The following is a 22,280-nucleotide window of genomic DNA, read 5'->3' as shown; positions in this document are numbered from 1 at the left end:
CGTCCGGTACGCCGGTTGCATTGCATGCCGGAGTCCCTCTTCCGTGGAGAGCGTTCCGATGCGCCTGGTCCGTCCGTTCACCTTGAGTCTGCTGCTGGCCGGCGCCACGGCCCTGTCGGCACAGATCCCCACGCGACCCCGCAACGCCCCGGCCGGCCCGGCGGCGACGCGCATGCTGGTCGGGAATCCCCACTCCTTCAGTGCGCAGGATTCCGTCCCGTCGGTGACGATCGGTGACGGGATGCGGACCCGGATGGAGAAGCTCGTCGGCAGCCAGTTCCGGGTGCTCACCCGGACCGAGATGAACGACGCGCTGCTGCAGTACGGGTACCCCAAGGACGCCATCCTCTCCGCGCTCCCGCTGCGGAGCCTGGCCCAGTCGCTGACCGCGCGCGCGATGATCGTCGCCACCCTGACCCGCGATGCCGGCGGGAAGTTCACGGTGACGGCGCGGCTCGCAGGCCTCAATGATGAAGCCGGCAACGTCGTGGTCCTGACGCAGGGCGCCGGCCAGGCATTGCCCGAGGTGGGTGCCAAGGCCGCCGAGGGCTTCCAGCCCGTCCTCAAGACGTGGGCAGACGCCAAGGCCTGCGTGGACCAGGCCAAGTCGGCGCCCGAGAAGGCCGCGCAGGCGGCGCGGAAGGCGATCGCGGTGGTGCCGAATCACGGGCTGGCTAACCTCTGCCTGGGCCAGCTCGCGCTGGCGCGCGGGAAGCGGGCCGACAGCGCGGAGGCCATGGGCTTCTTCGGCACCGCGGTGAAGGGCGACCCGCTCAGCCTCAACGCCTGGACCTTCCTCGCGGCCGGCTACGAGGCCACCGCCGACACCGGCAACACGGTGGCGGCGCTGCGGCAGATGCTGGTGATCGCGCCGACCAACCAGCCGCTGCGCGACCTGGTGTTCAAGAAGCTCTTGTCGTACGGCCGGGTGGCGGAGGCGGAGCAGGTGGCCGACGACGGCCTCAAGCTCGACCCGAGCAATGTCGACATGCTCGACCTGCGCGCCAACGCGCGCATCTTCCGTGAGAACTACAGCGGCGCGCTCGACGACCTGGAGCAGATCCTCGCGCTCGACTCGACCCGTGCCGACACCACCTTCTACGCCAAGTACCTGGCCACCGCGAGCGTGCAGCCCGACACCGTGCGCCTGGTGCGCTGGTCGGCGGCGGCGGTGCGGCGCTACCCCGACAACCTCAAGCTGCTGCAGCAGGTGGCCGGGGCGTACTCGCAGGTCGGGCTGTCCGACAGCCTGCTCGGCACGCTCAATCTGCTGGTCAAGCTCGACACCGCCTCGGCCGTCGGCGCCGCCCTCCAGGAGGCCAAGGCCCGGCAGGACCTCAAGCAGTTCCCGCAGGCGCTGCCCTTCATCGAGTTCGCTTCGGCGCACGGCGATGCCGCGTCCAAGGAAGGCGCCAGCGGGCTGCTGCTCAACGGCACACTGCCGCTGATCCAGCAGACCCCGCCCGACTGGGTGGCCGCCACGGACGGCTTCCGGAAGGTCATCGCCCTGGCCAACCCCCAGGGGCGCTACGCGCCCATCGCGAACTACTTCCTGGGCCTGGCCCTGGTGAACCGGATCATCGCCACCGACAAGGAGGCGGAGACCCAGAAGTCCTGCGACCTGGCCCGTCAGGTGGAGGCCATGACCGCCGAAGGCGAGCAGGCGCTCGCGCTCGGCGCCCCGTACATCGACGGCGCCGGGGCCAGCCAGCGCGGGACCTACGAGCAGCTCAAGGGGTACCTGCCGACCCTCAAGCCGCGGACCGCCTCGATGGTCCGGGTCTACTGCAAGTAGGCGCGCAGGCGGAGGGTGCCCCCTACCATCGGGGGCACCCCCTGCCTATATTCTCGCGCCGCCGCACCATGGGGCTGTAGCTCAGCTTGGTTAGAGCGCCGCACTGTCACTGCGGAGGTCGCGGGTTCGAGCCCCGTCAGCCCCGTCCCATGTTGGCCACGCACCCCGTCCGGTCCGCCGGACGGGGTGTGTGCGTTTCCCGCCGCCCGAGGCCCGCATCGTGACTCCGCCCGCCGTGCCCTTTGCCCACCAGCCGGTGCTCGCGGCCGAGATCGCCGAGCGGGCCCGAGGTGCCCGTCGTGTGGTGGACGCCACGCTCGGGGGAGGAGGCCATGCGTCGCTCTTCTGGGCCGCGGGCGCCGCGGTGCTCGGCATCGACCGGGATCCCCGCGCCATCGCCGCGGCCCGGGCCCGGCTCGGCGAGGAGGGAATCACCTACCTCGAGGCGCCGTATGCGTCGGACGCCGCGCTCGAGGCCATCGGGCGCTTCGCGCCGGACGTCATCCTCCTCGACCTCGGCGTGTCCTCGCCCCAGCTCGATGACGAGGCCCGCGGATTCACCTTTCGTCCCGGCGCACCGCTCGACATGCGGATGGGGGACGACGCGGCGACGGCGGCCGACCTGCTCAACACCGCCGATGCCGAGGAACTCCGGCGGATCTTCCGGGAGTATGGCGACGAGCGCCAGGCGGGGCGGCTGGCGCGCGAGATCGTGCGGCGCCGGGGCACCGCGCCGTTCGCCACCAGCGACGAGCTGGTCAATGCCATCCGGGCGGTGCTCGGCCCCCGGAGTGGCCCGCCGGATTTCGCCCGCCTGTTCCAGGCGGTCCGGATCGCGGTCAATGACGAGCTGGGTGGCCTGGCCCGGGCGCTGCCCGCGATGCGCGATGCCCTGGTCCCGGGTGGGCGAATCGCCGTGATCAGTTATCATTCGGGCGAGGACCGGATCGTGAAGCACAGCTTCCAGGAGTGGGCGCGCACGTGCGTCTGTCCGGTGGAGCAGCCCGTCTGCACCTGCCGCGGGCGGCCGCTCGGGCGGCTCGAGCCGCGCAAGCCGGTCTACCCCTCTGATGCCGAAGCGCAACACAACCCGAGGGCCCGAAGTGCCACCCTCCGCACCTTCCGGACAATCGAAGTTTAGGGGCCGCCACTGGGTCATGCTGTGGCTGGTGGTGTTCCTCGGCGTGGCCGTGGCCGTGAACGCCCGCCAGGCCGCCGGCGTGGAGCTGGCCGGGGAATACGGGCGCCTGCGCGACCGGCGCACCGCCCTGGAAGCCGAACACGCCGCGCTCCAGCGCGAGATCCGCCTGGCCACCAGCCGGCGCGTCCTCGGCGAGCGGGCCGCGGCGGAGCTGGGCCTGCACCAGCCGGGGAATGGCGAGTTCGTGGTGCTGCGGCTCGGCCGCGCCCCTCGCTGAGCCATGGCCAAGCCCACCGCGCGGATCGGGCTGCTCCAGGCCGGGCTCCTGCTCGGGGCCCTGGGGGTGCTGGCACGCGCCGGGCAGCTGCAGCTGGTCGAGGGCGCCGACTGGCGGGAGAAGGCGGACCTCACCCGGAAGGCCCGGGTGGTCCTGCCCGCGAGCCGGGGGGGCATCTACGACCGCAACGGCGAGGCGCTGGCCGTCACCCAGGAGTACTTCGAGGTCGGGATCGCGCCCAACGAGTTGCGTGGCGCGGCCCGGGATGCCCGCACCATCGCGAAGGCCCTGGACCTGCCGCTGGCCCGGGTGCAGCGCGATCTCGCCACCCGGAAGTGGGTGTCGTATCCGGGGCCCTACAACGGCCTGCAGGTGCAGGACCTGCGCGCCCTCCGCGGGGTCTACCTCGACGGCGAGTACCAGCGCCACTACCCGGCCGGCCCGCTGGCCCGCGCGGTCATCGGCTCGCTCACCCCGGACAGTGGTCGCGGGGCGAGCGGGCTGGAACTGGCGCTCGAGGCCGCGCTGGCCGGCACACCCGGGGAGGCCGTGGTGCTCAAGGACACCCGGGGCCGGCGGTACGTCTCGCCGTCGCGGGTGGAGCGGGAGCCGGTGCCGGGGCGCGACATCTACCTGACCATCGACGCCGAGCTGCAGGAGATCGCCGAGCGGGCGCTGGAGGAGGCGGTGGCGGAGTACGAGGCCCGTGGCGGCGACGTGGTGATCCTCGACCCGCGGACCGGGGAGCTGCTGGCCCTGGCCGCGCGCTGGCGGGACGGCGAGCGCACGGTGGTGAACCGCGCCTCGTTCTTCACCGATCCCTTCGAGCCCGGGTCCACGGCGAAGCTGTTCACCGCCGGTGCGCTGCTGGCCCTGGACAAGGTGGACTCGACCGACGCCGTGTTCGCGGAGAACGGGGTCTGGACCTTCCCGGTGAACTCCCGCGGGGACACCCGCCAGATCCACGACGCGCACAAGATCACCGGCAGCGTCACCCTCGCCGAGGCGATCAAGTACTCCAGCAACATCGGCATGGGGAAGTTCGCCGAGCGGCTCACGCCGGCCCAGCAGTTCGACGCGCTCCGCGCGTTCGGCTTCGGCAGCCCGAGCGGGGTGGAGTTCCCCTCGGAGGCCCGCGGGTTCCTCCGCATGCCCCACCAGTGGGACGCCTACGGGAAGGCCAGCGTGGCCATGGGCTACGCCTTCAACGTGACCTCGGTGCAGCTGGCCGCCGCCTATGGCGCCATCGCCAACGACGGCATCCTCCTCACGCCCACCCTGGTGCGCGAGGTACGGGCACCGGACGGCGCGGTCCTGTACCGCCACCGGGCGGAGCCGGTGCGGCGGGCTGTCGCGCCGGAGGTGGCGGCCACCCTGCGACGGTACCTCCAGCTGGTGGTGGGGGATGGCGGCAGCGCGGAATCGGCGCAGCTGGCCAACTATCCGATCGCCGGCAAGACCGGCACCGCCATCCGGTTCGATGGCGGCAAGTACCAGGATGGGCACTACACCGCGTCGTTCGCGGCCATCTGGCCGGCGGCCGATCCCCAGCTCGCGATGGTGGTCAAGCTCGATGACCCCCGCGGCGCCCGGTACTACGGCGGCACGACGGCTGCGCCCACCACCCGGGCCATCCTCGAGGAGGCGCTCGCCTCGCGCCGCAGCGCCATCGACCGGCGCCGGCTGGCCGGTCCCGCCACGCCCGTGGAGGCGGCCCCCGAGACCCCGACCGACACCGCCGCGCACGAGGCCGAAGCGGTCTACGCGCTGCCCTTCGTGGCGGACACCGCGAGCCGTCCGGGCCGCCGCGCCGTGCCCAACGTGGCCGGTGTCACCCTGCGCAAGGCGGCGAACACCATGCTCCGGCGCGGGTTCCAGGTGGCGGTGCATGGCTCCGGACGGGTGCGCCGGACCACGCCGGCCGCGGGGGATTCGCTTGGCTTCGGCAAGACCGTGACCCTGTGGGCGGAGTGAGATGAGCCAGACCCTTCCGGCCCTCGAGGCGGCCCTGCGGCGTGCCGGCCTGCTCACGGCCAGCGCCGGCGCCACGCCGGCCCTCACGGGCGTCACCGCCGACAGTCGCGCGGTCGCGCCCGGCATGGTCTACGTCGCGGTGCGCGGCTCCCAGGCCGACGGGCACCGCTTCGTGCCCGACGCCGTGGCGCGGGGGGCGGCGGCCGTGATCGTGGAGCGGCCAGACGGCGTCACCGTGCCCTGCGTGGTGGTGGAGGACGGCCGCCGCGCCGCCCTCGTGGTGGGCCGCGCCTGGCACGGCGACCCGGGGGCCCGCCTCTCGCTGGTGGGCATCACCGGGACCAACGGCAAGACCACCACCACGGCGCTGGTGCGGCACCTGCTCAACGACGCGGGCCACGCCGGGAGCATCGGGACCCTGGGCGCCTTCGATGGGGCGGGACGCGCGGTCGAATCCACCGCGGGCTCGCTGACCACGCCGGGACCGATCGACCTCCAGGCCACCCTCGCCGCCATGCTGCGGCGCGGGGTGACCCGCGTGGTCATGGAAACCAGCTCCCACAGCCTGGACCAGGGCCGCCTCGACGGCCTGAGCTTCGCCGCGGGGGTCTTCACCAACCTTACCCGCGATCACCTGGACTATCACGGCACCATGGAAGCCTACCTCGCCGCCAAGCTGCGGCTGGACGGCCTGCTCGCGCCGGACGGGGTACAGGTGGTGAATGCCGACGATCCGGCCTGGGCGGCGCTGCCCGGCGGCCGACGGCGAGTGACCTTCGGGCTCGACCCACGTGCCATGGTGCATCCGGACGCGCTCGTGCTTGGCAACGCCGGCAGCCGGTTCCGACTGGTGACGCCCGGTGGTGCGGCGGAGGTGGCATTGCCGCTGCTGGGCGAATTCAACGTGGCCAACGCCCTCGCCGCGGCGGGGGTGGGGATCGGCCTGGGGCTCGATCCGCACGCGGTGGCCGAGCGGCTGACCCTGGCGCCGCAGGTGCCGGGGCGGATGGAGCGACTGGCCGAGCGGCCCGCGGTAGTGTTGCGCGACTACGCCCACACCCCGGACGCGCTGGAGCGGGCCCTGGCCGCGCTGCGGCCGCTGACCCCGGGGCGCCTGCTCGTCGTGTTCGGCTGCGGGGGCGACCGGGACCGGGGCAAGCGGCCGGTGATGGGCCGGATCGCCACCTCGCTCGCCGACCTGGCCATCGTGACGTCGGACAACCCGCGCACCGAGGACCCGGAGCGGATCATCGACGACGTGGAGCAGGGCATGGGGGCGGCGCCCCACCAGCGGGTCGCCGATCGCCGGCAGGCGATCGCCACGGCGCTCGAGGCGGCCACGGCCGGCGACACCATCCTCCTCGCGGGCAAGGGGCACGAGACCTACCAGGTGATCGGGACCGAGAAGGTGCCGTTTGACGAGCGGGCCATCGTCCTCGGGCTCGGGGCGAGCTGATGCGCTGGACGCATGACGCCGTCCTCGAGGCGCTGGGCGCCTGCCTGACGGGATCCGACCCGGTCCCGGGCGTCCCGCCCACCTTCAGTTCGGTGTCCACCGATACCCGCACCCTGGAGGCGGGCGCGCTGTTCGTGGCGCTCAAGGGCGAGCGGTTCGACGGGCACGACCACCTGGTCTCGGCCCGGGACGCCGGTGCCGCCGGCGCAGTGGTGGTCACCGGGACCGCGGCGGTGGCCGGGCTCATCCTGTATTCGGTCACCGACACCCTGGAGGCCTACGGCTGGCTGGCCCGGGCGCGGCGGCGCGAGATCCGGGGCCCCGTGGTCGCGATCGGCGGCGCCAATGGGAAGACCAGCACCAAGGAGATGGTGGCGGCGGTGCTGGGCGTGAAGTACCGGGTGCATTCCACGCCGGCGAACGACAACAACCTCGTGGGCATCCCCAAGACCATCCTGGCCGCCCCGGACGACACCGAGGCCCTGGTCATCGAGGCGGGCGCCAGCGAGCGCGGGGAGCTGCGCCGGGCGCGCCCGGTCATCGAGCCCACCGCCACGCTGACGACCAACGTGGCGCTGTCGCACCTCGACGGCTTCGGGAGCCTCGACGGCGTCCTGGAGGAAGAGCTCGACCTGCTGGAGGGTGCCCCGCTGGCCATCGTGGGGCTCGAGCCGGCCGCGCTCGCGGAGCGGGCACGGGGGCGCGCGGTCCGGGTGGTCACCGCCGGCCTGGCCCGGGGGGACCGGGTGCCCCAGTCGGTCTCGATGGATTCGACCGGCCGGGCCACCCTGACCGTGGACGAGCAGCGGATCACCCTGCCGCTTCTCGGCCAGCACCAGGCCACCAACGCGATGCTGGCCTGGACCCTGGTGCAGGAGCTGGGCCTCGACCGGACCGCGGCCGCCGACCGCCTCCGCAACCTCCGGATCCCCGGGGGGCGGGGCGAGGTGATCGAGGCGGGCGGCCTGACGATCATCAACGATGCCTACAACGCCAACCCGGCGAGCTTCCTGGCCGCAATCTCCACCGCGCGGGCCATGCGGGGGAGCCGCCGGCTGGTGTTCGTGGCCGGCACCATGCGCGAACTTGGGCCGGACAGTCCCCGGCACCATGCGGGGGTGGCGGCGGCGCTGGTGGGCCTGGAGCCCGACCTGCTGGCGGCGGTGGGCGACTTCGTGCCCGCCATCACGCCGTACGCCGCCAAGCTGGGCGACCGGCTGCTGGTCGCGCCGGACGCGCCGACGATGGGGCCGCTGCTCAAGGCCCGCCTGCACGGCGACGAGCTGGTGGTGCTCAAGGCATCCCGTGGCGCCGCGCTCGAACGTATACTTCCGTTCCTCACCGGTCAGCACCACTCGACACACTGAGGCGCCGTGTTCTATCACCTGCTCGCCCCGCTGGGCAAGCACCACATCTTCTTCAACCTTTTCAACTACATCAGCTTCCGCGCGGCCGGGGCGACGGTCACCGCCATCCTGCTCGCGTTCCTCGTGGGGCCGGCGATCATCGCGCGGCTGCGGGCCCGCAAGATCGGGCAGGTGATCCGCGCCGAAGGCCCCGCCAGCCACCAGGGGAAGCGCGGCACCCCGACGATGGGCGGCGTGATCATCCTGCTCGCCACCGTGGTCCCGACGCTGCTCTGGGCCCCCCTCAACAACCGCTTCGTGCTGTTCGCGCTGCTGGCCACGCTCTGGATGGGCGGCATCGGGTTCCTCGACGACTACCTCAAGATCGTGGAGGGGAAGTCGCGGGGCCTGGTGGCCAAGTGGAAGCTGGTGGGCCAGGTGAGCTTCGGGCTGGTGCTCGGCACGCTGCTGCTGTTCTTCCCGGTGATTCCCCCCGACACCATCCCCGCCTCGGCCACCACGCTGCCGTTCTTCAAGTTCGTCATCGTGGTGTTTGCGCCCTGGGTGTACGTCACGTTCGTGACCTTCGTGATCACCGGCAGCAGCAACGCCGTCAACCTCACCGACGGCCTCGACGGCCTGGCCACCGGGCTCTCGGCGATCGCCGCCGGCGGCTTCGCGCTGTTTGCCTACCTGCTGGGCCGCGTGGACGCCACCGGGTACCTCAACCTGTTCTACCTGCCGGGCGCCGGGGAACTCACGATCTTCTGCGCCGCCCTGCTGGGCGGATGTCTCGGCTTCCTCTGGTTCAATGCCCACCCGGCCCAGGTGTTCATGGGGGACACCGGCAGCCTGGCCCTCGGGGGCGCGTTCGGCACCGTGTCGATCCTGCTCAAGTCGGAGTTCCTGCTGCTGGTGATCGGCGGCGTCTTCGTGGCGGAGGCGGTCTCGGTGATCCTGCAGACCGGCGTCTACCGTTGGTACAAGCGCTCCCGCGGCAAGGAGTACGCCGACCAGCACCGGGTCTTCCGCATGGCGCCGCTGCACCACCACTTCGAGAAGCTGGGCTGGCACGAGAGCACGGTGGTGACGCGGTTCTACATCCTGGGCATCTTCTGCGCCATGGTGGCCCTTGCCACCCTCAAGCTGCGGTGAGCTTCGCGCGCTGGCGGGCCGGCGGCCGTGAGGCCGCGGTGATCGGGCTCGGGAAGAGCGGGGTGGCCGCGGCGCTCCTGCTGCGGCGCGAGGGGATTCCCGTCTACGCCTCGGACGTGGCCCGCGACCTCGCCAAGGTGCTGGGCACGGAGGCGGAGGCGGCGGGACACCGCCTGGCGGAGGCCGGGGTCGCCGTGCAGCTCGCGGGGCACGACCTGGCGCGGATCGGCGGGGCGGGGCTGTGCGTGGTGTCACCCGGGGTGCCGCCCGACGCGCCGCCGCTGGCATCGGCGCGCGCGGCGGGCGTGCCGGTGATCTCGGAGATCGACGTGGGCTACGCCGCGCTGCCGGGGGCCCGGTACGCGGCGATCACCGGGACCAACGGCAAGACCACCACGACCGCCCTCACCGCGCACCTGCTCCAGGCAGGCGGGATCGCCGCCCTCGCGGCGGGGAACATCGGGCGGGCGCTGTCCGAGGTGGCGCTCGCGGGGGAACGGCCGGCCTGGGTGGCACTCGAGATGTCCTCGTTCCAGCTGCACGACACCCATGACCTCGCGCCCGCGATCGGCGCCACCACCAACCTCGCCCCCGACCACCTGGACCGCTACGCGACGCTCGAGGAGTACTACGCCGACAAGGACCTGCTGTACCGCCACGCGGGGTCGGGGTCGTGCTGGGTGCTCAACGGCGATGACGCGGAGGTGGAACGGCGCGCCGCGCCCCACCCCGGCACGCGGCAGCGGTTCAGCGTGCGCCACGAGGCCGATGGCTGGTACGACCGTCCGGCGCGGCTGCTCCGGCTGGGCGCGGCCCCGCTGCTCCCGCGTGATGACCTGGCCCTCTTCGGCGACCACAACGTGGCCAATGCGCTCTGCGCGGCGCTGATCGCCGCCCGGGCGGGCGCGCCGCGTGCGGGGATCGCGGCGGGGCTCCGGAGCTTCCGGGCGCTGCCGCACCGCATGGAGCCGGTGGGCACCGCGGGCGAGGTGCTGTGGATCAACGACTCGAAGGCCACCAACGTCTCGTCCACCCGCGTGGCCGTCGAGGCACTGGAGCGCCCGTTCGTGCTCCTGCTGGGTGGGCGTCACAAGGGCGAGCCGTACACCGCGCTCGCGGCCGCCGCCGGCGACCGCTGCCGGGCGGTCGTGGCCTACGGCGAGTCGCGGGCGATCATCCGGCAGGACCTCGGCGCGCTACTGCCCGTGGTGGACGGCGGGACTGACTTCGGCGCGGTGCTGGCCGAGGCGCGCCGCCTGGCGCGCCCGGGCGACGCCGTGCTGCTCTCGCCCGCCTGCTCGAGCTACGACATGTTCCGCAACTACGAGGACCGCGGGGCCCAGTTCCGCGCGGCGGTGGCGGCGCTGTGACGCGCCCTGACGACGGGAGGGGGGCATGAGCAGTCCGGTGGTGCGCCATCCGGGCGAGCTGCGCTGGGAGACCCGCCTCCTCGCGGTGGTCACCGCGACCCTGGTGGCGCTGGGGATCGCCACGGTGTACGGCGCCTCCAGCCTGGTGCGCTCCGCCAACGGCATCGCCGGGGGGAGCTACGCGCTCACCCAGTTCACCGGCGCGCTGGTGGGGGGCATCCTCATGCTGGTCCTCGGCCGGATCGACTACCGCCTGCTGCGCCCCCTGGCCTGGCCGCTGCTGCTGGGCTCGCTCCTGGCGCTGGTGATCGTGGTCCTGCCCTTCACGCCGTCCTTCATCGCCCCGCGGTACAACGGGGCCAGGCGCTGGCTCCGGCTCGGGCCGCTCCAGTTCCAGGTCTCGGAACTGGTGCGCCTGGTGGTCATCATCTGGTGCGCCATGCTGGCCACCAAGAAGGGTGACCAGGTCCGCCAGTTCAAGAAGGGCATGCTGCCGTTCCTCTTCATCCTGGGCGTGGCCTCCGCGCTCATCATGCTGCAGCCCAACATGTCGATGGCGGTCCTGATCTCGCTGCTGGGCGGGATCGTACTCTTCTCGGCGGGGGCCAAGATCGGGCACTTCCTGCTGCTCGGGCTCGGCGCGGTGATCGCCGGGCTGCAGCTCATCCAGCGGGCGGGCTACCGGGCGGAGCGGTGGGACAAGTTCATCAACGGCGCCGAGGGGACCAGCCAGATCTACCAGTCGCTGGTGGGCATCGGCTCGGGGCGGCTGTTCGGGGTGGGATTCGGGATGGGGCAGCAGAAGATGGGCTACGTGCCGTACGCCTACTCCGACTTCATCTTCTCCGCCATCGCGGAGGAGTGGGGGTTCGTGGGCGTCTGCCTGCTGGTCCTCCTGTTCGGGATCTTCGTGTGGCTGGGCCTGCGGATCGCCCGGACCGCCGCGGACCCCTTCGGCCAGTTCCTGGCGGTGGGACTCACGGCGATGGTGGGCGTGACCGCCCTCATGCACATGGCGGTCAACCTGAGCCTGATGCCCACCACCGGGCTCACGCTGCCCTTTGTGAGCTACGGCCGCACCAGTCTCGTGGTGTCGCTCGCGGGCGTGGGGATCCTGCTCAGTATTGGCCGGCTGCGCGGGAAGCCCGCGGGGCGCGGACCCACCACCACCGCCCAGCGCAGTCCCCGCTGATGGCCGCCCCACCACCGGCGCGGCGTGACGGGCCCTCGGGGCGCCGAACGGTCCTCATCGCGGGCGGTGGAACCGGCGGGCACCTGATGCCCGCGCTCGCCATCGCGGCGCGGCTCCGTGCGCAGCGGCCCGACCTCGAGCCGGTGCTGGTCGGGGCCGAGCGCGGGATCGAGGCCACGCTGCTCCCCACCCGCGATTTCCGCTACCACCTCCTACCCGTCGAGCCCATCTACCGTCGCCAGTGGTGGAAGAACGTGCGCTGGCCGGCGGTCGCGTGGGGGCTGCTGCGCCGCCTGGGGCGGCTGTTCGCGGAGGAGCAGCCGGTGGCCGTGATCGGTACCGGTGGCTACGCGTCGGGGCCCGCGGTCTGGTGGGCCACGCGGCGGGGCATCCCGACCGCGCTGCAGGAACAGAACGCCTTTCCGGGCGTGGTCACCCGGCTCCTGTCGCGCCGGGTGCGCCACGTCTACCTGGGCCTCCCCGAGGCCAGATCCCGCCTGCGGTTCGGGCCCGCGACCGAGGTCTTCGACACCGGAAACCCGATCGTGGCGCCGGAGCCGGGCCGGCAGGCGGCCGCGCGGGAACGATTCGGCATCCGGGGCGACCGTCCGGTCCTGCTCGTCACCGGGGGCAGCCAGGGGGCGCTCGCCATCAACGAGGCCGTGGCGGGCTGGCTGGAGCAGGGCGGCGGCGAGGGGTGGCAGGTGCTGTGGGCCACGGGTCGGGGGAGCCACGAGCGCTTTGCCCGGTACCACCAGCCGCCCGCGGTGCAGGTGGTCGGATTCCTCGACCCCATGGCCGACGCCTATGCCGTGGCCGACCTGGTGGTGAGCCGCGCCGGCATGATGACGGGGGCGGAGCTCTGCGCCTGGGGCCTCCCGTCGCTGCTGGTGCCGCTGCCGACCGCGGCGGAGGATCACCAGCGCCACAACGCGGAGGCGCTGGCCGGGGCGGGCGCCGCCCTCCTGCTCCTGCAGCGGGACCTGAGCCCCGCCGCGCTCGGGCGAGGCGCTGGCCGCCCTGCGGGACGACCGCCCCCGCCGCGAGGCCATGGCGGCCGCCGCCCGGAGCCGCGGTCGGCCCCACGCCGCCGAGGCCATCGTGGCCCATCTGCTGGCCCTGGTCTGAGCCCGTCAGGGTTTCCCAACTCTAGGCGGGGTTTTAGATTAGCGCACCAACCATGGATCTGTTCGACCCCGCCGATTCCCGACCTGTCCACTTCATGGGCATTGGTGGTGCCGGCATGAGCGCCTTGGCGCTCGTGGCCCGCCGGCGCGGCGTCGCGGTGACTGGCTGCGACCCCGATCCCTCCGGTGCCCAGGATGTCGCGGCGCTCGGCGCCCGGGTGGTCCAGGGCCATGATCCCTCCCATGTGCTGGGCGCACGCGCGGTCGTGGTGACGGCGGCGGTGCCTCCCTCCCATCCCGAACTGGAGCGGGCCCGTGCGCTCGGGGTGCCGGTGGTGCCACGCAAGGTGGCGCTGGCGGCGCTGGTGAATGGCGGCACGGTCGTGGCGCTCGCCGGCACCCACGGCAAGTCCACCACCACCGTGATGACCACCGAGGCGCTCGCCGCCGCGGGGCTCGACCCGACCGGGCTCGCGGGGGCCGGGTGAACAGCTGGGGCGGGAACGCGCGCCTGGGTGGTGACCGGCTGTTCGTGGTCGAGGCGGACGAATACGACCAGGCCTTCCTCACGCTGCAGCCCACCGTGGCGGTGATCAACAACGTCGAGGCCGATCACCTCGAGTGCTACGGCAGCGTGGCGGCGCTGGAAGCGGCCTTTGCCACCTTCGGCGGGCGGGCGCGGCGGGTGGTGATCGGGGCCGACGAGCCGGGTCCCCAGCGGGTCGCGGCGCGGCTCCGGGCGGCGGGCGCGGCGGTCTGGACCTTCGGCCTCGGGGGCGATGCCGACCTCCGCATCAGCGATGTCGTCCAGTCGGAAGCCGGCAGCCAGGCCCGGGTGGCGCTTCCGGGGCGGGAGCCGATTACCCTTCGGCTCGGCGTGCCGGGGCTGCACAACCTGCGGAACGCCACCGGGGTGCTGGGCGCGGCGCTGGCCCTCGAGGCGCCGCTCGAGCCGGTGATCCAGGCACTGGGCAGCTATCGCGGGCTGGGCCGGCGATTTGAACGGCTGGGCGAGGCGGGCGGGATCGGGTTCGTGGACGATTACGCCCACCACCCGACCGAACTGGTGGCCACGCTGGCCGCGGCGCGGCAGGCGTTTCCCGGGCGGCGAATCGTGGCGGTGTTCCAGCCCCACCTGTTTTCGCGCACCGCCGAGCATCATGGGGCGATGGGCGCGGCGCTCGCCGGGGCCGACGTGGCGCTGGTCACGGCGATCTACCCGGCCCGGGAGCAGCCGATGCCCGGGATCACCAGCCAGCTGGTGGTGGATGCGGCGGTGGCGGCGGGGGCGCGGGTGCTGCACGAGCCGGACAAGGCGCGGCTCCAGGAGCGCCTGCGTGAACTCACCCGCGCCGGCGACGTGGTGATCACCCTGGGCGCCGGCGACGTGACCAAGATCGGACGGGAGTACCTGGCGTGGCTGCAAGCCGCCTGAGCAAGCCGGGGTACAAGGTCCTCGGCGCGGCGGCCGTGGTGGGGCTCCTCTGGTGGGGCGTCCCGCGACTGGTCGGGGGGCTCGAGTTCTTCCGGGTGCGCCGGGTCGAGGTGCGCGGACTCGCCAACCTGCGGGCGGACCAGGTGATCCCGAAGCTGCCGCTCCACCCCGGCGCGAGCATCTTCGAGGACCTGCATCCCCTGCGGGTGGCGGCGGAGTCGCTGCCGGGCGTCGAGTGGGCCGGGGTGAGCCGGCGGCTGCCCGGCACGATCGTGGTCACGCTGCGGGAGGCCCGGGCGGTGGCGCTGGTGATGCGGCGCGGGCGGCTGCAGCTGCTCAGCGAGCGGGGCCGGCCGCTCGACTTCGACCCGACGGTGGCGGCGCCCGACCTGCCCATCGTGGAGGCGGCGGATTCGGTGGTGGCGGGCTTCCTGGCCCGGATGCGGCTGACCGACCCGACCTTCTTTTCCCGGATCATCACCGGGCGGCGGCAGGGTCCCGACGTGGTGGTGACGGTGGATGGGCAGCGCTACTGGTTCCGGCCCGATGCCGGGGCCGAGGTCATGCGGGCGGTGGCCGCGGTGGTGCAGGATCTCGAGAAGCAGGGACGCCGCTGGGCGGAGCTCGATGCGCGCTTCGCCGGGCAGGTGATCATCCGCTGGGAGGCGGCATGAGCGTGGCGCCGACGCGCCTGGTTGCGGCACTCGACCTGGGGAGCACCAAGGTCGCGGCCGTCATCGCGGAGGTCCAGGGCGAGGCCCGCAGCGCCACCACCCGGATCCTCGGCGTGGGGGTGGAGCGGTGCGCCGGCGTGCGCCGGGGCGTGGTCCGCGGCATCGAGGAGACTACCCGGGCCATCCAGAAGGCCATGAAGGACGCCGAACGGATGGCCGGCGTCGAGGTGGGCTCGGTCTACGTGGGGATCGCGGGGGAGCATGTGGCGGGGCAGACCTCCACCGGCGTGGTCTCGGTGACCGGCGGCGAGATCCGCACCGGCGACGTGGCCCGGGTGAATGACGTGGCCTCGAGCGTGCCGCTCGGCAAGGACCACGAGCTGCTGCACGCCATCCCGCAGGACTACCTGGTCGACATGCAGCCCGGCATCAGCGAGCCGATCGGGATGACCGGCTCCCGGCTCGACGCGCAGGTCTACCTGGTCACGGTGCTCTCCAGCGTGCCGCAGAACCTGCGGAAGTGCGTCGAGGGGGCGGGGTACCACGTGGCGGAGTTCGTGCTGGAACCGCTGGCCGCGTCCCTGGCGGTCCTGACCCCGGACGAGCGCGACCTGGGCTGCGCCCTGGTGGAACTGGGCGGCGGGAGCACCAATGTCGCTATCTTTCAGGCGGGCAAGATCCGGCACACGGCCTCCCTGCTGATCTCGGGCGGCCACGTCACCAACGACATCGTCCACGGGCTGCAGGTCACCCAGCAGGATGCGGAACGGCTGAAGGAGCGGGCCGGGGCGGCCTGGGAGCCGCTGGTGCCCGAGTCCGACGTCGTCGAGCTGCCGGGGACGCCGGGGCAGGGCGCGCGCAACGCGCACCGCCAGGTCCTTGCCCACATCATGCGGATGCGGCTGCAGGAGACCCTCGAGTTCGCCATGGACGAGATCACCCGGGCCGGCTACCACCAGCGGCTCCCGGCGGGCGTAGTGCTCACCGGCGGCGGGGCTCAGGTGCCGGGGATCCGGGAGCTGGCCCGCGAGGTGTTCGCCATGCCGGTCCGGGTGGGCAAGCCGGGCCAGGGGCTGGCGGGGCTGACCGACAGTGTCGAGGCGCCGCGCTTCACGGTGCTGGCCGGCCTCGGGATCTACGGGACCAGGCAGCTGGTGCAGGGCGCCGGGTTCGGCGCGGGCAAGCGGGGCAGCCAGGCGGTGGAAAAGTGGGTCGGACCGGTGCGCAAGTGGCTCCAGGACATTTTCTGAGAGAACATCCCATGATCTTCGAGCTGGAAGAGACCGGGGCACAGAACGCGCGGATGAAGGTCCTCGGCGTCGGCGGGGGCGGCGGCAACGCCGTCAACCGCATGATCGAGGAACAGCTGCGGGGGGTGGAGTTCATCTCGGTGAACACCGACTCCCAGGCGCTGACCTCCTCCCGCGCGGACGTGAAGCTCCAGATCGGGCGCAAGCTCACCCGCGGCCTCGGCGCCGGCGCCCGCCCCGAGATCGGGCGACAGGCCATCGAGGAGAACCGCGAGGACGTGGTCGCCGTGATGCAGGGGGCGGACATGGTCTTCGTCACCTGCGGGATGGGGGGCGGCACCGGGACCGGGGCCGCGCCCATCATCGCGCAGATGGCCCGGGACATGGGCGCGCTCACCGTCGGCATCGTGACCAAGCCGTTCCTCTTTGAGGGCAAGAAGCGGATGCGGCAGGCGGAGATGGGCATCGCCGAGATGCGCAACTCGGTCGACACCATGATCGTGGTGCCGAACGAACGGCTGCTGGCGGTGGTCGGGAAGGGGATCCCCTTCCAGGACTCGCTCAAGAAGGCCGACGAGGTGCTGCTGCAGGCCACCCAGGGCATCGCCGACCTGATCACCAAGACCGGCATCATCAACGTCGACTTCGCCGACGTGCGCACCATCATGCAGAACGGTGGCGCGGCGCTCATGGGCACCGGCATCGGCCGCGGCGAGAACCGGGCCATGGAGGCGGCGCAGCAGGCCATCTCGAGCCCGCTGCTCGACAACGTCTCCATCGCCGGGGCCAGCGGCGTCCTGATCAACATCACCGGCGGCAACGACCTCACCCTCGGTGAGGCCACCACCATCAACGACATCATCCACGACGCCGTCGGCGACGAGGCCGAGATCATCTTCGGCGCGGCCACCGATCCCTCGATGCAGGGCGAGGTCCGGGTGACGGTCATCGCCACCGGCTTCGACCGGGTGGACACGACGCCGGTGCCGCAGCCGCTCGCCAAGCCCGCGCCGGGCGTCATCAACTTCCCCACCGGCAAGCGCACCCCGGCGCCGCCGCCGGTGCAGGTGACCCCGCCGCCGGTCGCCCCATCCCGCCCCGAGCCGCGCCGTCCCTCCGGGGCCAGCGACGTCCCGGAGATGGAGATCCCGACCTTCATCCGGCGCCAGATGGACTGACGGGGTCGATGAAGCGTTCCACCTGGGCCGACGCCCTCCAGACCTTCGCCGGCTTCGCCGCCGCCACGAGCATCCTCGTGGCGGCGGGCGTGTATGCCGCCGGCGACAGTTGGCCGTGGCGGAAGCCGGTGGACGCGCCCCTGCCTCGCGTGACCGAACTGTTCACCGAGCAGGTGGATACCCTGCGCCGCGGCGAATCGGTGGGCCAGCTCTTCTCCCGGCAGGGCCTCGACGACTTCCAGCTGGCCCCTTCGGCCGCCGGCGGCCTCTTCGATCCCCGTCGCCTCCGGGCGGGGCTGGTGTTCAGCTTCCAGCGCCGGGGCAGTGACTCGCTCCCGACGCGGGTAATCTTCCGCAGCGGGCCGGAGCAGCGGGTGGCGCTGGTGCGCACCGACGATGGCTGGACCCCGATTGCCGAGCCCATCCGCTGGACCAGCGAGCCGGTGGTGCTGGAGGGCGGCATCACCACCTCGCTCTACGACGCGCTCAGCGCCCCCGCTTTCGACGCCCTGCTCGCGCCCGAGGACCGGATCCGACTCGCGTGGGACCTGGCCGACGTCTTCGCCTGGCAGGTGGACTTCAGCCGGGACATCCAGCCCGGCGATGCCTTCCGCGTGGTCGCCGAGCGGCTCATCGCGGAGGATGGCGAGACCCGCTTTGGCCGGGTGCTGGCCGGCGAGGTGGTGGTCGGCGGCACCGCCTTCAGTGCCTTCCGCTGGACCGCGGGCGACGGCACCTCCGGCTTCTATGACGCCGAAGGCCGTTCGTTGCGGCGTGCCTTCCTGCTGGCCCCGGTGCAGTTCCGCCGGATCTCCTCGTCGCTCAACCGCGCCCGCCGCCATCCCATCCTCGGCGTGGTGCGTCGGCACGAGGGCATCGACTACGCCGCCGATCCCGGCACCCCGGTGATGGCCGCCGGCGAGGGCGTGGTGGCCCGGCGCGAATGGTCCGGTGGCTACGGCAACCTGGTCGAGGTGCGGCACGCCAACGGGGTCACCACGCGATACGGCCACCTGCAGGGCTTTGCCAAGGGTCTCGCAGTGGGGCAGCGGGTGACCCAGGGCGAGGTCATCGGCTACGTGGGCTCCACCGGACTCGCCACCGGCCCGCACCTGCACTACGAGTTCCGCGTCAACGGCGCCTCCCGCTCGCCGGCCGGGGCGGACCTCGGCAACGGCGATCCGGTGCCCGTGGCCGAGCGGGGGAGCTTCGACGCCGAGCGGGGCCGGCTGGCCCGGATCCTCGACGGCGGCGCGCCGGTCTACGCCGGGCGCCTGCCCGACTGGGGTGCCACGCTCCCGTCGGCCGGCGCCGACTTCTGAGCGCCCGCCCGGGCGCGATGCGACGTGGAACTCTATCCCGCCATCGATGTGCGAGGGGGCCGGGTCGTCCGCCTGAGCCAGGGCGAGGCGGCCCGCGAAACTTCCTACGGCACTGATCCCGTAGCACAAGCCGAACAGTTCGTCGCCGACGGGGCGCGCTGGCTCCACGTCGTGGACCTCGACCGCGCCTTCGGCACCGGAGACAACCTGCCGGTGCTCGCCCGGCTCGCCGCCGCGCTCGGCCGGCAGGTCCGGATCCAGGTCGGCGGCGGGCTGCGGTCCCTCGAGGCGCTCCGGACGGTCCTCGACCTCGGCGTGACCCGCGGGGTGCTGGGCACGGCCGCGGTCACCGACCCCGCGCTGGTGCCTCAGGCGGTGGCCGCCGTCGGCGCGGAGCGGGTGGCCGTGGGGCTCGATACCAAGGGGGGGCACGTGGCGATCCGGGGCTGGGTCGAGACCACGCCGCTGCTGGCCACCATTGTCTGCCGCCGCGTGGTGGCCGAAGGGATCCACACCATCATCTACACTGACGTGAGCCGCGATGGCATGCTGAGCGGCCCCGATCTCGACGGCGCGCGCGCGCTCCAGGCGCTGGGCGCCGGCGTCATCGCGAGCGGCGGGGTGGCGTCGGTGGCCGACCTCTGCGCGGCGCGCGAGGCCGGCCTCGCGGGCGCCATCGCCGGCCGCGCGATCTACGAGGGCCGGTTCACGGTGGCCGCGGCGCTGGCCGCGCTGGCCTAGCCACATGCGCCTGGCCCTCGCGATCCTGCTGGGCGCCGGCCTGGCCTGGTTCACCTATGGGCGCCTGGAACGCCTGGGCCGGCGCGCCTGGCCGGCGGCGGCCGCGCGGGCCGTGGCCTGGGCTGCGCTCGGCGTGCTCCTGCTCGACCTGACCTGCGCGGCGCCTTCCGCCAGTGGTGCCAGGCCACTGGTACTCCTCGATGGCAGCCTCAGCATGACCGCGGCCGGCGGCCGCTGGGCCGAGGCGCGCGACAGTGCGCGTGCCTGGGGTGAGGTGCGCCTCTTCGGCGACGCTGCCACGGCCCCCGAATCCCTGCCGACGTTCGGGCGATCCGACCTCGAACCCGCCCTGCGTGCCGCCGCCGCCTCCGACCGCCCCGTGCTGGTGGTGACCGACGGTGAACTCACCGATGCCGGAGATCTTCCGCCGGAGCTGCTGGCACGGGCCGGCGTGCGCGCGTTCGGGCGCGAGGCGCCCGCCGACCTCGCGATCGGCCGGGTGACCGGGCCGCTCCGCGCCACCGCGGGCGATACCATCCGTCTCGATGTCGAGGTCCGCAGCGCGGGGCGTGTCCCCGATTCCACGACGGTGGCGGTGCGCCTCGGGGCACGGGTGCTGGCCCGCCGGGGCCTGCGCCCTGGTGCCGATGCCAGCCGCACCGTGACCCTGCCGGTGCCCACCGCCGGGCTGGCCGGCGATGTCGTGCTCGAGGTGGCGCTGGCCCACGACGGCGACGGGGAGCCCCGCGACGATGCGCGGCGCTGGGTGCTGCGAGTCAGCCCGACGCCCGGCGTGGTGCTGCTCGCGAGCCCGCCCGACTGGGACAGCCGCTTCCTGTTCCGGGCGCTGCGCGACGTTGCCGAACTCCCCCTCCGCGCCTATGCCCGGCTCGACCACGGCCCGTGGCGCTCGATGAGCACGCTGCAGCCGGTCCCCGCGGAGGAGGTCCGCCAGGCGGCTCGCCGCGCCGACGTGCTGGTGCTCAAGGGCCGCATCCCCGAGGAGGCGCGCGGCGCGGCGCCGCGCGGCCGGTGGCTGTGGCCCAGCGGCGAGGGCGGGGAGACCGTCGTGCCGGGCGAGTGGTACGCCGTAGCGGCGCCGGCCTCGCCGGTGGGAACGGCATTCGTGGGGCTGCCGGTGGATTCGTTCCCGCCCCTGGTCAGCGTCACGCCGATCGAGCCCGCGCCGGAGGACTGGGTGGGGCTGACGGCCCAGCTGTCCCGTCGCGGCGCCGACCGGCCGATCCTCACGGGGCAGGTGCGCGGTACCCGTCGCGAGGTGCTCACGGCTGCCGATGGCTTCTGGCGCTGGGCCTTCCGCGGCGGCTCCAGCGAACAGGCCTATCGCGGGCTCGTCGCCGGAACGCTCTCCTGGCTGCTGGGCGCCGCGGACAGCGCCGCCGGGCGGGCCCGCCTGGCCCGGCCGGTGGTGAGCAACGGGCGGCCGGCGGTCTTCCAGTGGTCGGGCGGCAGCCCGCCCGAGCCGACCGGGATCACGCTCGTGTCGGGTGCCATCACCCGTCGTGACACGCTGGTGTTCGACGGTGGCGGGCGCGGGGAGCTGCGCCTTCCACCGGGCACCTACGCCTGGGAGCTCGAGGGCGGCGGACGTGGGACGCTGGTGGTGGATACCTGGTCCGAGGAGTGGTTTCCCCGACCGGCGCGGCTGGCGGATCGCCCCCTGCCGGCGCTGTCGCTGGGGGCCGAGACCAGCGCCCGCCGCTGGGTCTGGCTGTTCGGGCTGCTCCTCGCCGGGCTCGGTGCCGAGTGGCTGTTCCGCCGCCGCCTCGGCCTGCGCTAGGCCTCCGGGAGCGTCTCGGCCCCCGCCGCTGATCCATGTAGATTCCCCGCCCATGACCAGTGGACGCATCGGAGAGGGCCAGCGGCTCTCGCTGTGGCAGCGCGTCAAGCGCATCGCCCTGACGGACGTCGGGGCGCTGGTCCGCGGCATGAACGCCGCGGACCTCGAGGCCCTGGAGCGCACCCTCATCGAGGCCGATTTCGGGGTGCAGGCCACGGTGGACCTGGTGCAGACGGTGGAGGATGAAGTCCGCCGCGGCCGGCTCAAGACCGAAGATGACCTCAAGCAGGCCGTGGCCCGCCGGATCACCGAGATCCTCCTGGTGCCCGGCAGCGATCCGGGGGCGCTGGCCCGCGCCACCGACGGCGTCACGGTCCTCGTCTTCGTCGGGGTGAACGGGGTGGGGAAGACCACCAGCGTGGCCAAGGTGGCGCGGCGCCTGACGGCCGAGCGGCGCACCGTCCTCCTGGCCGCCGCCGACACCTACCGGGCCGGGGCCATCCAGCAGCTCCAGACCTGGGCCGAGCGACTGCAGCTCCCCTGCGTGGCCGGCGCCCCCGGCGGGGACCCCGCCGCGGTGGCCTTCGACGCCATCGAGGCCGCGGAGAAGCGTGGCGCCGATACCGTGCTGGTGGACACGGCCGGCCGCCTGCACACGCAGGAAGGCCTGATGGAGGAGCTGCGCAAGGTCACCCGGGTCATCGCCCGCAAGCGGACGGGCGCGCCGCACGAGACGCTGCTGGTGCTCGACGGCACCGTGGGCCAGAACGCCATCCAGCAGGGGAAGCTCTTCGCCCAGGCGGTGCAGCCCACCGGCATCATCGTGACCAAGCTCGACGGCAGCGCCCGCGGCGGCGCCATCGTCGCGCTGCGCAAGGAACTCGGCATCCCCATCCGCTTCCTGGGCCTGGGCGAGACCGTGGACGACCTCCGCCCCTTCGACGCGGCGGCCTACGCCGCCCGCTTGCTGGAGGACGGGCCGGGCGCGTAGGGCCGGGCGCGGGCAGGACCCCGCAGCCTCGGCCCCCGGGACTCGGTCCTTCACT

At 73.3% G+C, this 22,280-nt stretch carries 19 protein-coding genes and 1 tRNA gene; all 20 read left to right on the top strand.

What is annotated here, in order from left to right; translation table 11 throughout:
- The first annotated feature begins 58 nt into the window (after window positions 1–58).
- The 20 genes from IPJ95_12815 to ftsY all read left to right on the top strand — a co-directional run bounded on the left by IPJ95_12815 (window position 59) and on the right by ftsY (window position 22,225).
- Entirely contained in the window at window positions 59–1,795 is a 1,737-nt protein-coding gene (locus tag IPJ95_12815; GenBank protein MBK7924489.1) for a hypothetical protein, read from the top strand.
- Between the two features lie 70 nt (window positions 1,796–1,865).
- Window positions 1,866–1,940: transfer RNA gene (locus IPJ95_12810), tRNA-Asp, on the top strand.
- Between the two features lie 75 nt (window positions 1,941–2,015).
- Entirely contained in the window at window positions 2,016–2,936 is a 921-nt protein-coding gene (gene rsmH / locus IPJ95_12805) for a 16S rRNA (cytosine(1402)-N(4))-methyltransferase RsmH (protein MBK7924488.1), read from the top strand.
- A 16-nt stretch (window positions 2,937–2,952) separates the two neighbouring features.
- Entirely contained in the window at window positions 2,953–3,213 is a 261-nt protein-coding gene (locus IPJ95_12800; GenBank protein MBK7924487.1) for a hypothetical protein, read from the top strand.
- Between the two features lie 3 nt (window positions 3,214–3,216).
- Entirely contained in the window at window positions 3,217–5,187 is a 1,971-nt protein-coding gene (locus IPJ95_12795; GenBank protein ID MBK7924486.1) for a PASTA domain-containing protein, read from the top strand.
- Window position 5,188: 1 nt separating this feature from the next.
- Window positions 5,189–6,643 (top strand): UDP-N-acetylmuramoyl-L-alanyl-D-glutamate--2,6-diaminopimelate ligase, encoded by a 1,455-nt coding sequence (locus IPJ95_12790; protein MBK7924485.1) that lies wholly within the window; start codon window positions 5,189–5,191, stop codon window positions 6,641–6,643.
- A complete protein-coding gene (locus IPJ95_12785) occupies window positions 6,643–8,010 on the top strand; it encodes a UDP-N-acetylmuramoyl-tripeptide--D-alanyl-D-alanine ligase (GenBank protein MBK7924484.1) in 1,368 nt (455 codons plus the stop codon). Before IPJ95_12790 ends, IPJ95_12785 begins: the two co-directional genes overlap by 1 nt.
- Before the next feature lie 6 nt (window positions 8,011–8,016).
- Window positions 8,017–9,144: a phospho-N-acetylmuramoyl-pentapeptide-transferase gene (locus tag IPJ95_12780; GenBank protein MBK7924483.1), complete on the top strand. Its 1,128-nt coding sequence runs from the start codon at window positions 8,017–8,019 to the stop codon at window positions 9,142–9,144.
- Complete coding sequence (gene murD / locus IPJ95_12775) at window positions 9,141–10,514, top strand: UDP-N-acetylmuramoyl-L-alanine--D-glutamate ligase (protein ID MBK7924482.1); 1,374 nt, start codon at window positions 9,141–9,143, stop codon at window positions 10,512–10,514. Before IPJ95_12780 ends, murD begins: the two co-directional genes overlap by 4 nt.
- 25 nt (window positions 10,515–10,539) lie before the next feature.
- Window positions 10,540–11,706 carry a cell division protein FtsW gene (locus tag IPJ95_12770; GenBank protein MBK7924481.1) on the top strand — a complete coding sequence of 389 codons (1,167 nt, stop codon included), beginning with the start codon at window positions 10,540–10,542 and terminating at the stop codon, window positions 11,704–11,706.
- 86 nt (window positions 11,707–11,792) lie between these two features.
- Window positions 11,793–12,953, top strand: a complete 1,161-nt coding sequence (locus IPJ95_12765; protein MBK7924480.1) for a UDP-N-acetylglucosamine--N-acetylmuramyl-(pentapeptide) pyrophosphoryl-undecaprenol N-acetylglucosamine transferase — start codon at window positions 11,793–11,795, stop codon at window positions 12,951–12,953.
- Entirely contained in the window at window positions 12,950–13,321 is a 372-nt protein-coding gene (locus IPJ95_12760; protein MBK7924479.1) for a hypothetical protein, read from the top strand. The genes IPJ95_12765 and IPJ95_12760 overlap by 4 nt, the downstream gene beginning before the upstream one ends.
- Window positions 13,318–14,268 carry a hypothetical protein gene (locus IPJ95_12755; protein MBK7924478.1) on the top strand — a complete coding sequence of 317 codons (951 nt, stop codon included), beginning with the start codon at window positions 13,318–13,320 and terminating at the stop codon, window positions 14,266–14,268. Before IPJ95_12760 ends, IPJ95_12755 begins: the two co-directional genes overlap by 4 nt.
- Complete coding sequence (locus IPJ95_12750) at window positions 14,250–14,942, top strand: FtsQ-type POTRA domain-containing protein (GenBank protein ID MBK7924477.1); 693 nt, start codon at window positions 14,250–14,252, stop codon at window positions 14,940–14,942. The genes IPJ95_12755 and IPJ95_12750 overlap by 19 nt, the downstream gene beginning before the upstream one ends.
- A complete protein-coding gene (gene ftsA, locus IPJ95_12745; GenBank protein ID MBK7924476.1) occupies window positions 14,939–16,192 on the top strand; it encodes a cell division protein FtsA in 1,254 nt (417 codons plus the stop codon). Before IPJ95_12750 ends, ftsA begins: the two co-directional genes overlap by 4 nt.
- A gap of 11 nt (window positions 16,193–16,203) precedes the next feature.
- Complete coding sequence (ftsZ, locus tag IPJ95_12740; protein MBK7924475.1) at window positions 16,204–17,370, top strand: cell division protein FtsZ; 1,167 nt, start codon at window positions 16,204–16,206, stop codon at window positions 17,368–17,370.
- Between the two features lie 8 nt (window positions 17,371–17,378).
- Entirely contained in the window at window positions 17,379–18,692 is a 1,314-nt protein-coding gene (locus tag IPJ95_12735; GenBank protein ID MBK7924474.1) for a M23 family metallopeptidase, read from the top strand.
- A gap of 24 nt (window positions 18,693–18,716) precedes the next feature.
- Window positions 18,717–19,433 (top strand): 1-(5-phosphoribosyl)-5-[(5-phosphoribosylamino)methylideneamino] imidazole-4-carboxamide isomerase, encoded by a 717-nt coding sequence (locus IPJ95_12730; protein MBK7924473.1) that lies wholly within the window; start codon window positions 18,717–18,719, stop codon window positions 19,431–19,433.
- Window positions 19,434–19,437: 4 nt separating this feature from the next.
- Window positions 19,438–21,234: a hypothetical protein gene (locus tag IPJ95_12725; GenBank protein MBK7924472.1), complete on the top strand. Its 1,797-nt coding sequence runs from the start codon at window positions 19,438–19,440 to the stop codon at window positions 21,232–21,234.
- A 52-nt stretch (window positions 21,235–21,286) separates the two neighbouring features.
- Entirely contained in the window at window positions 21,287–22,225 is a 939-nt protein-coding gene (gene ftsY / locus IPJ95_12720; protein MBK7924471.1) for a signal recognition particle-docking protein FtsY, read from the top strand.
- The last annotated feature ends 55 nt before the right edge of the window (window positions 22,226–22,280 follow it).

It is taken from the genome of Gemmatimonadota bacterium (genome assembly GCA_016713785.1).
Classification (GTDB): domain Bacteria; phylum Gemmatimonadota; class Gemmatimonadetes; order Gemmatimonadales; family GWC2-71-9; genus JADJOM01.
The sequence above is the reverse complement of the archived record's forward strand: the minus strand, read 5'-3'. Positions and strand labels throughout refer to the sequence as shown.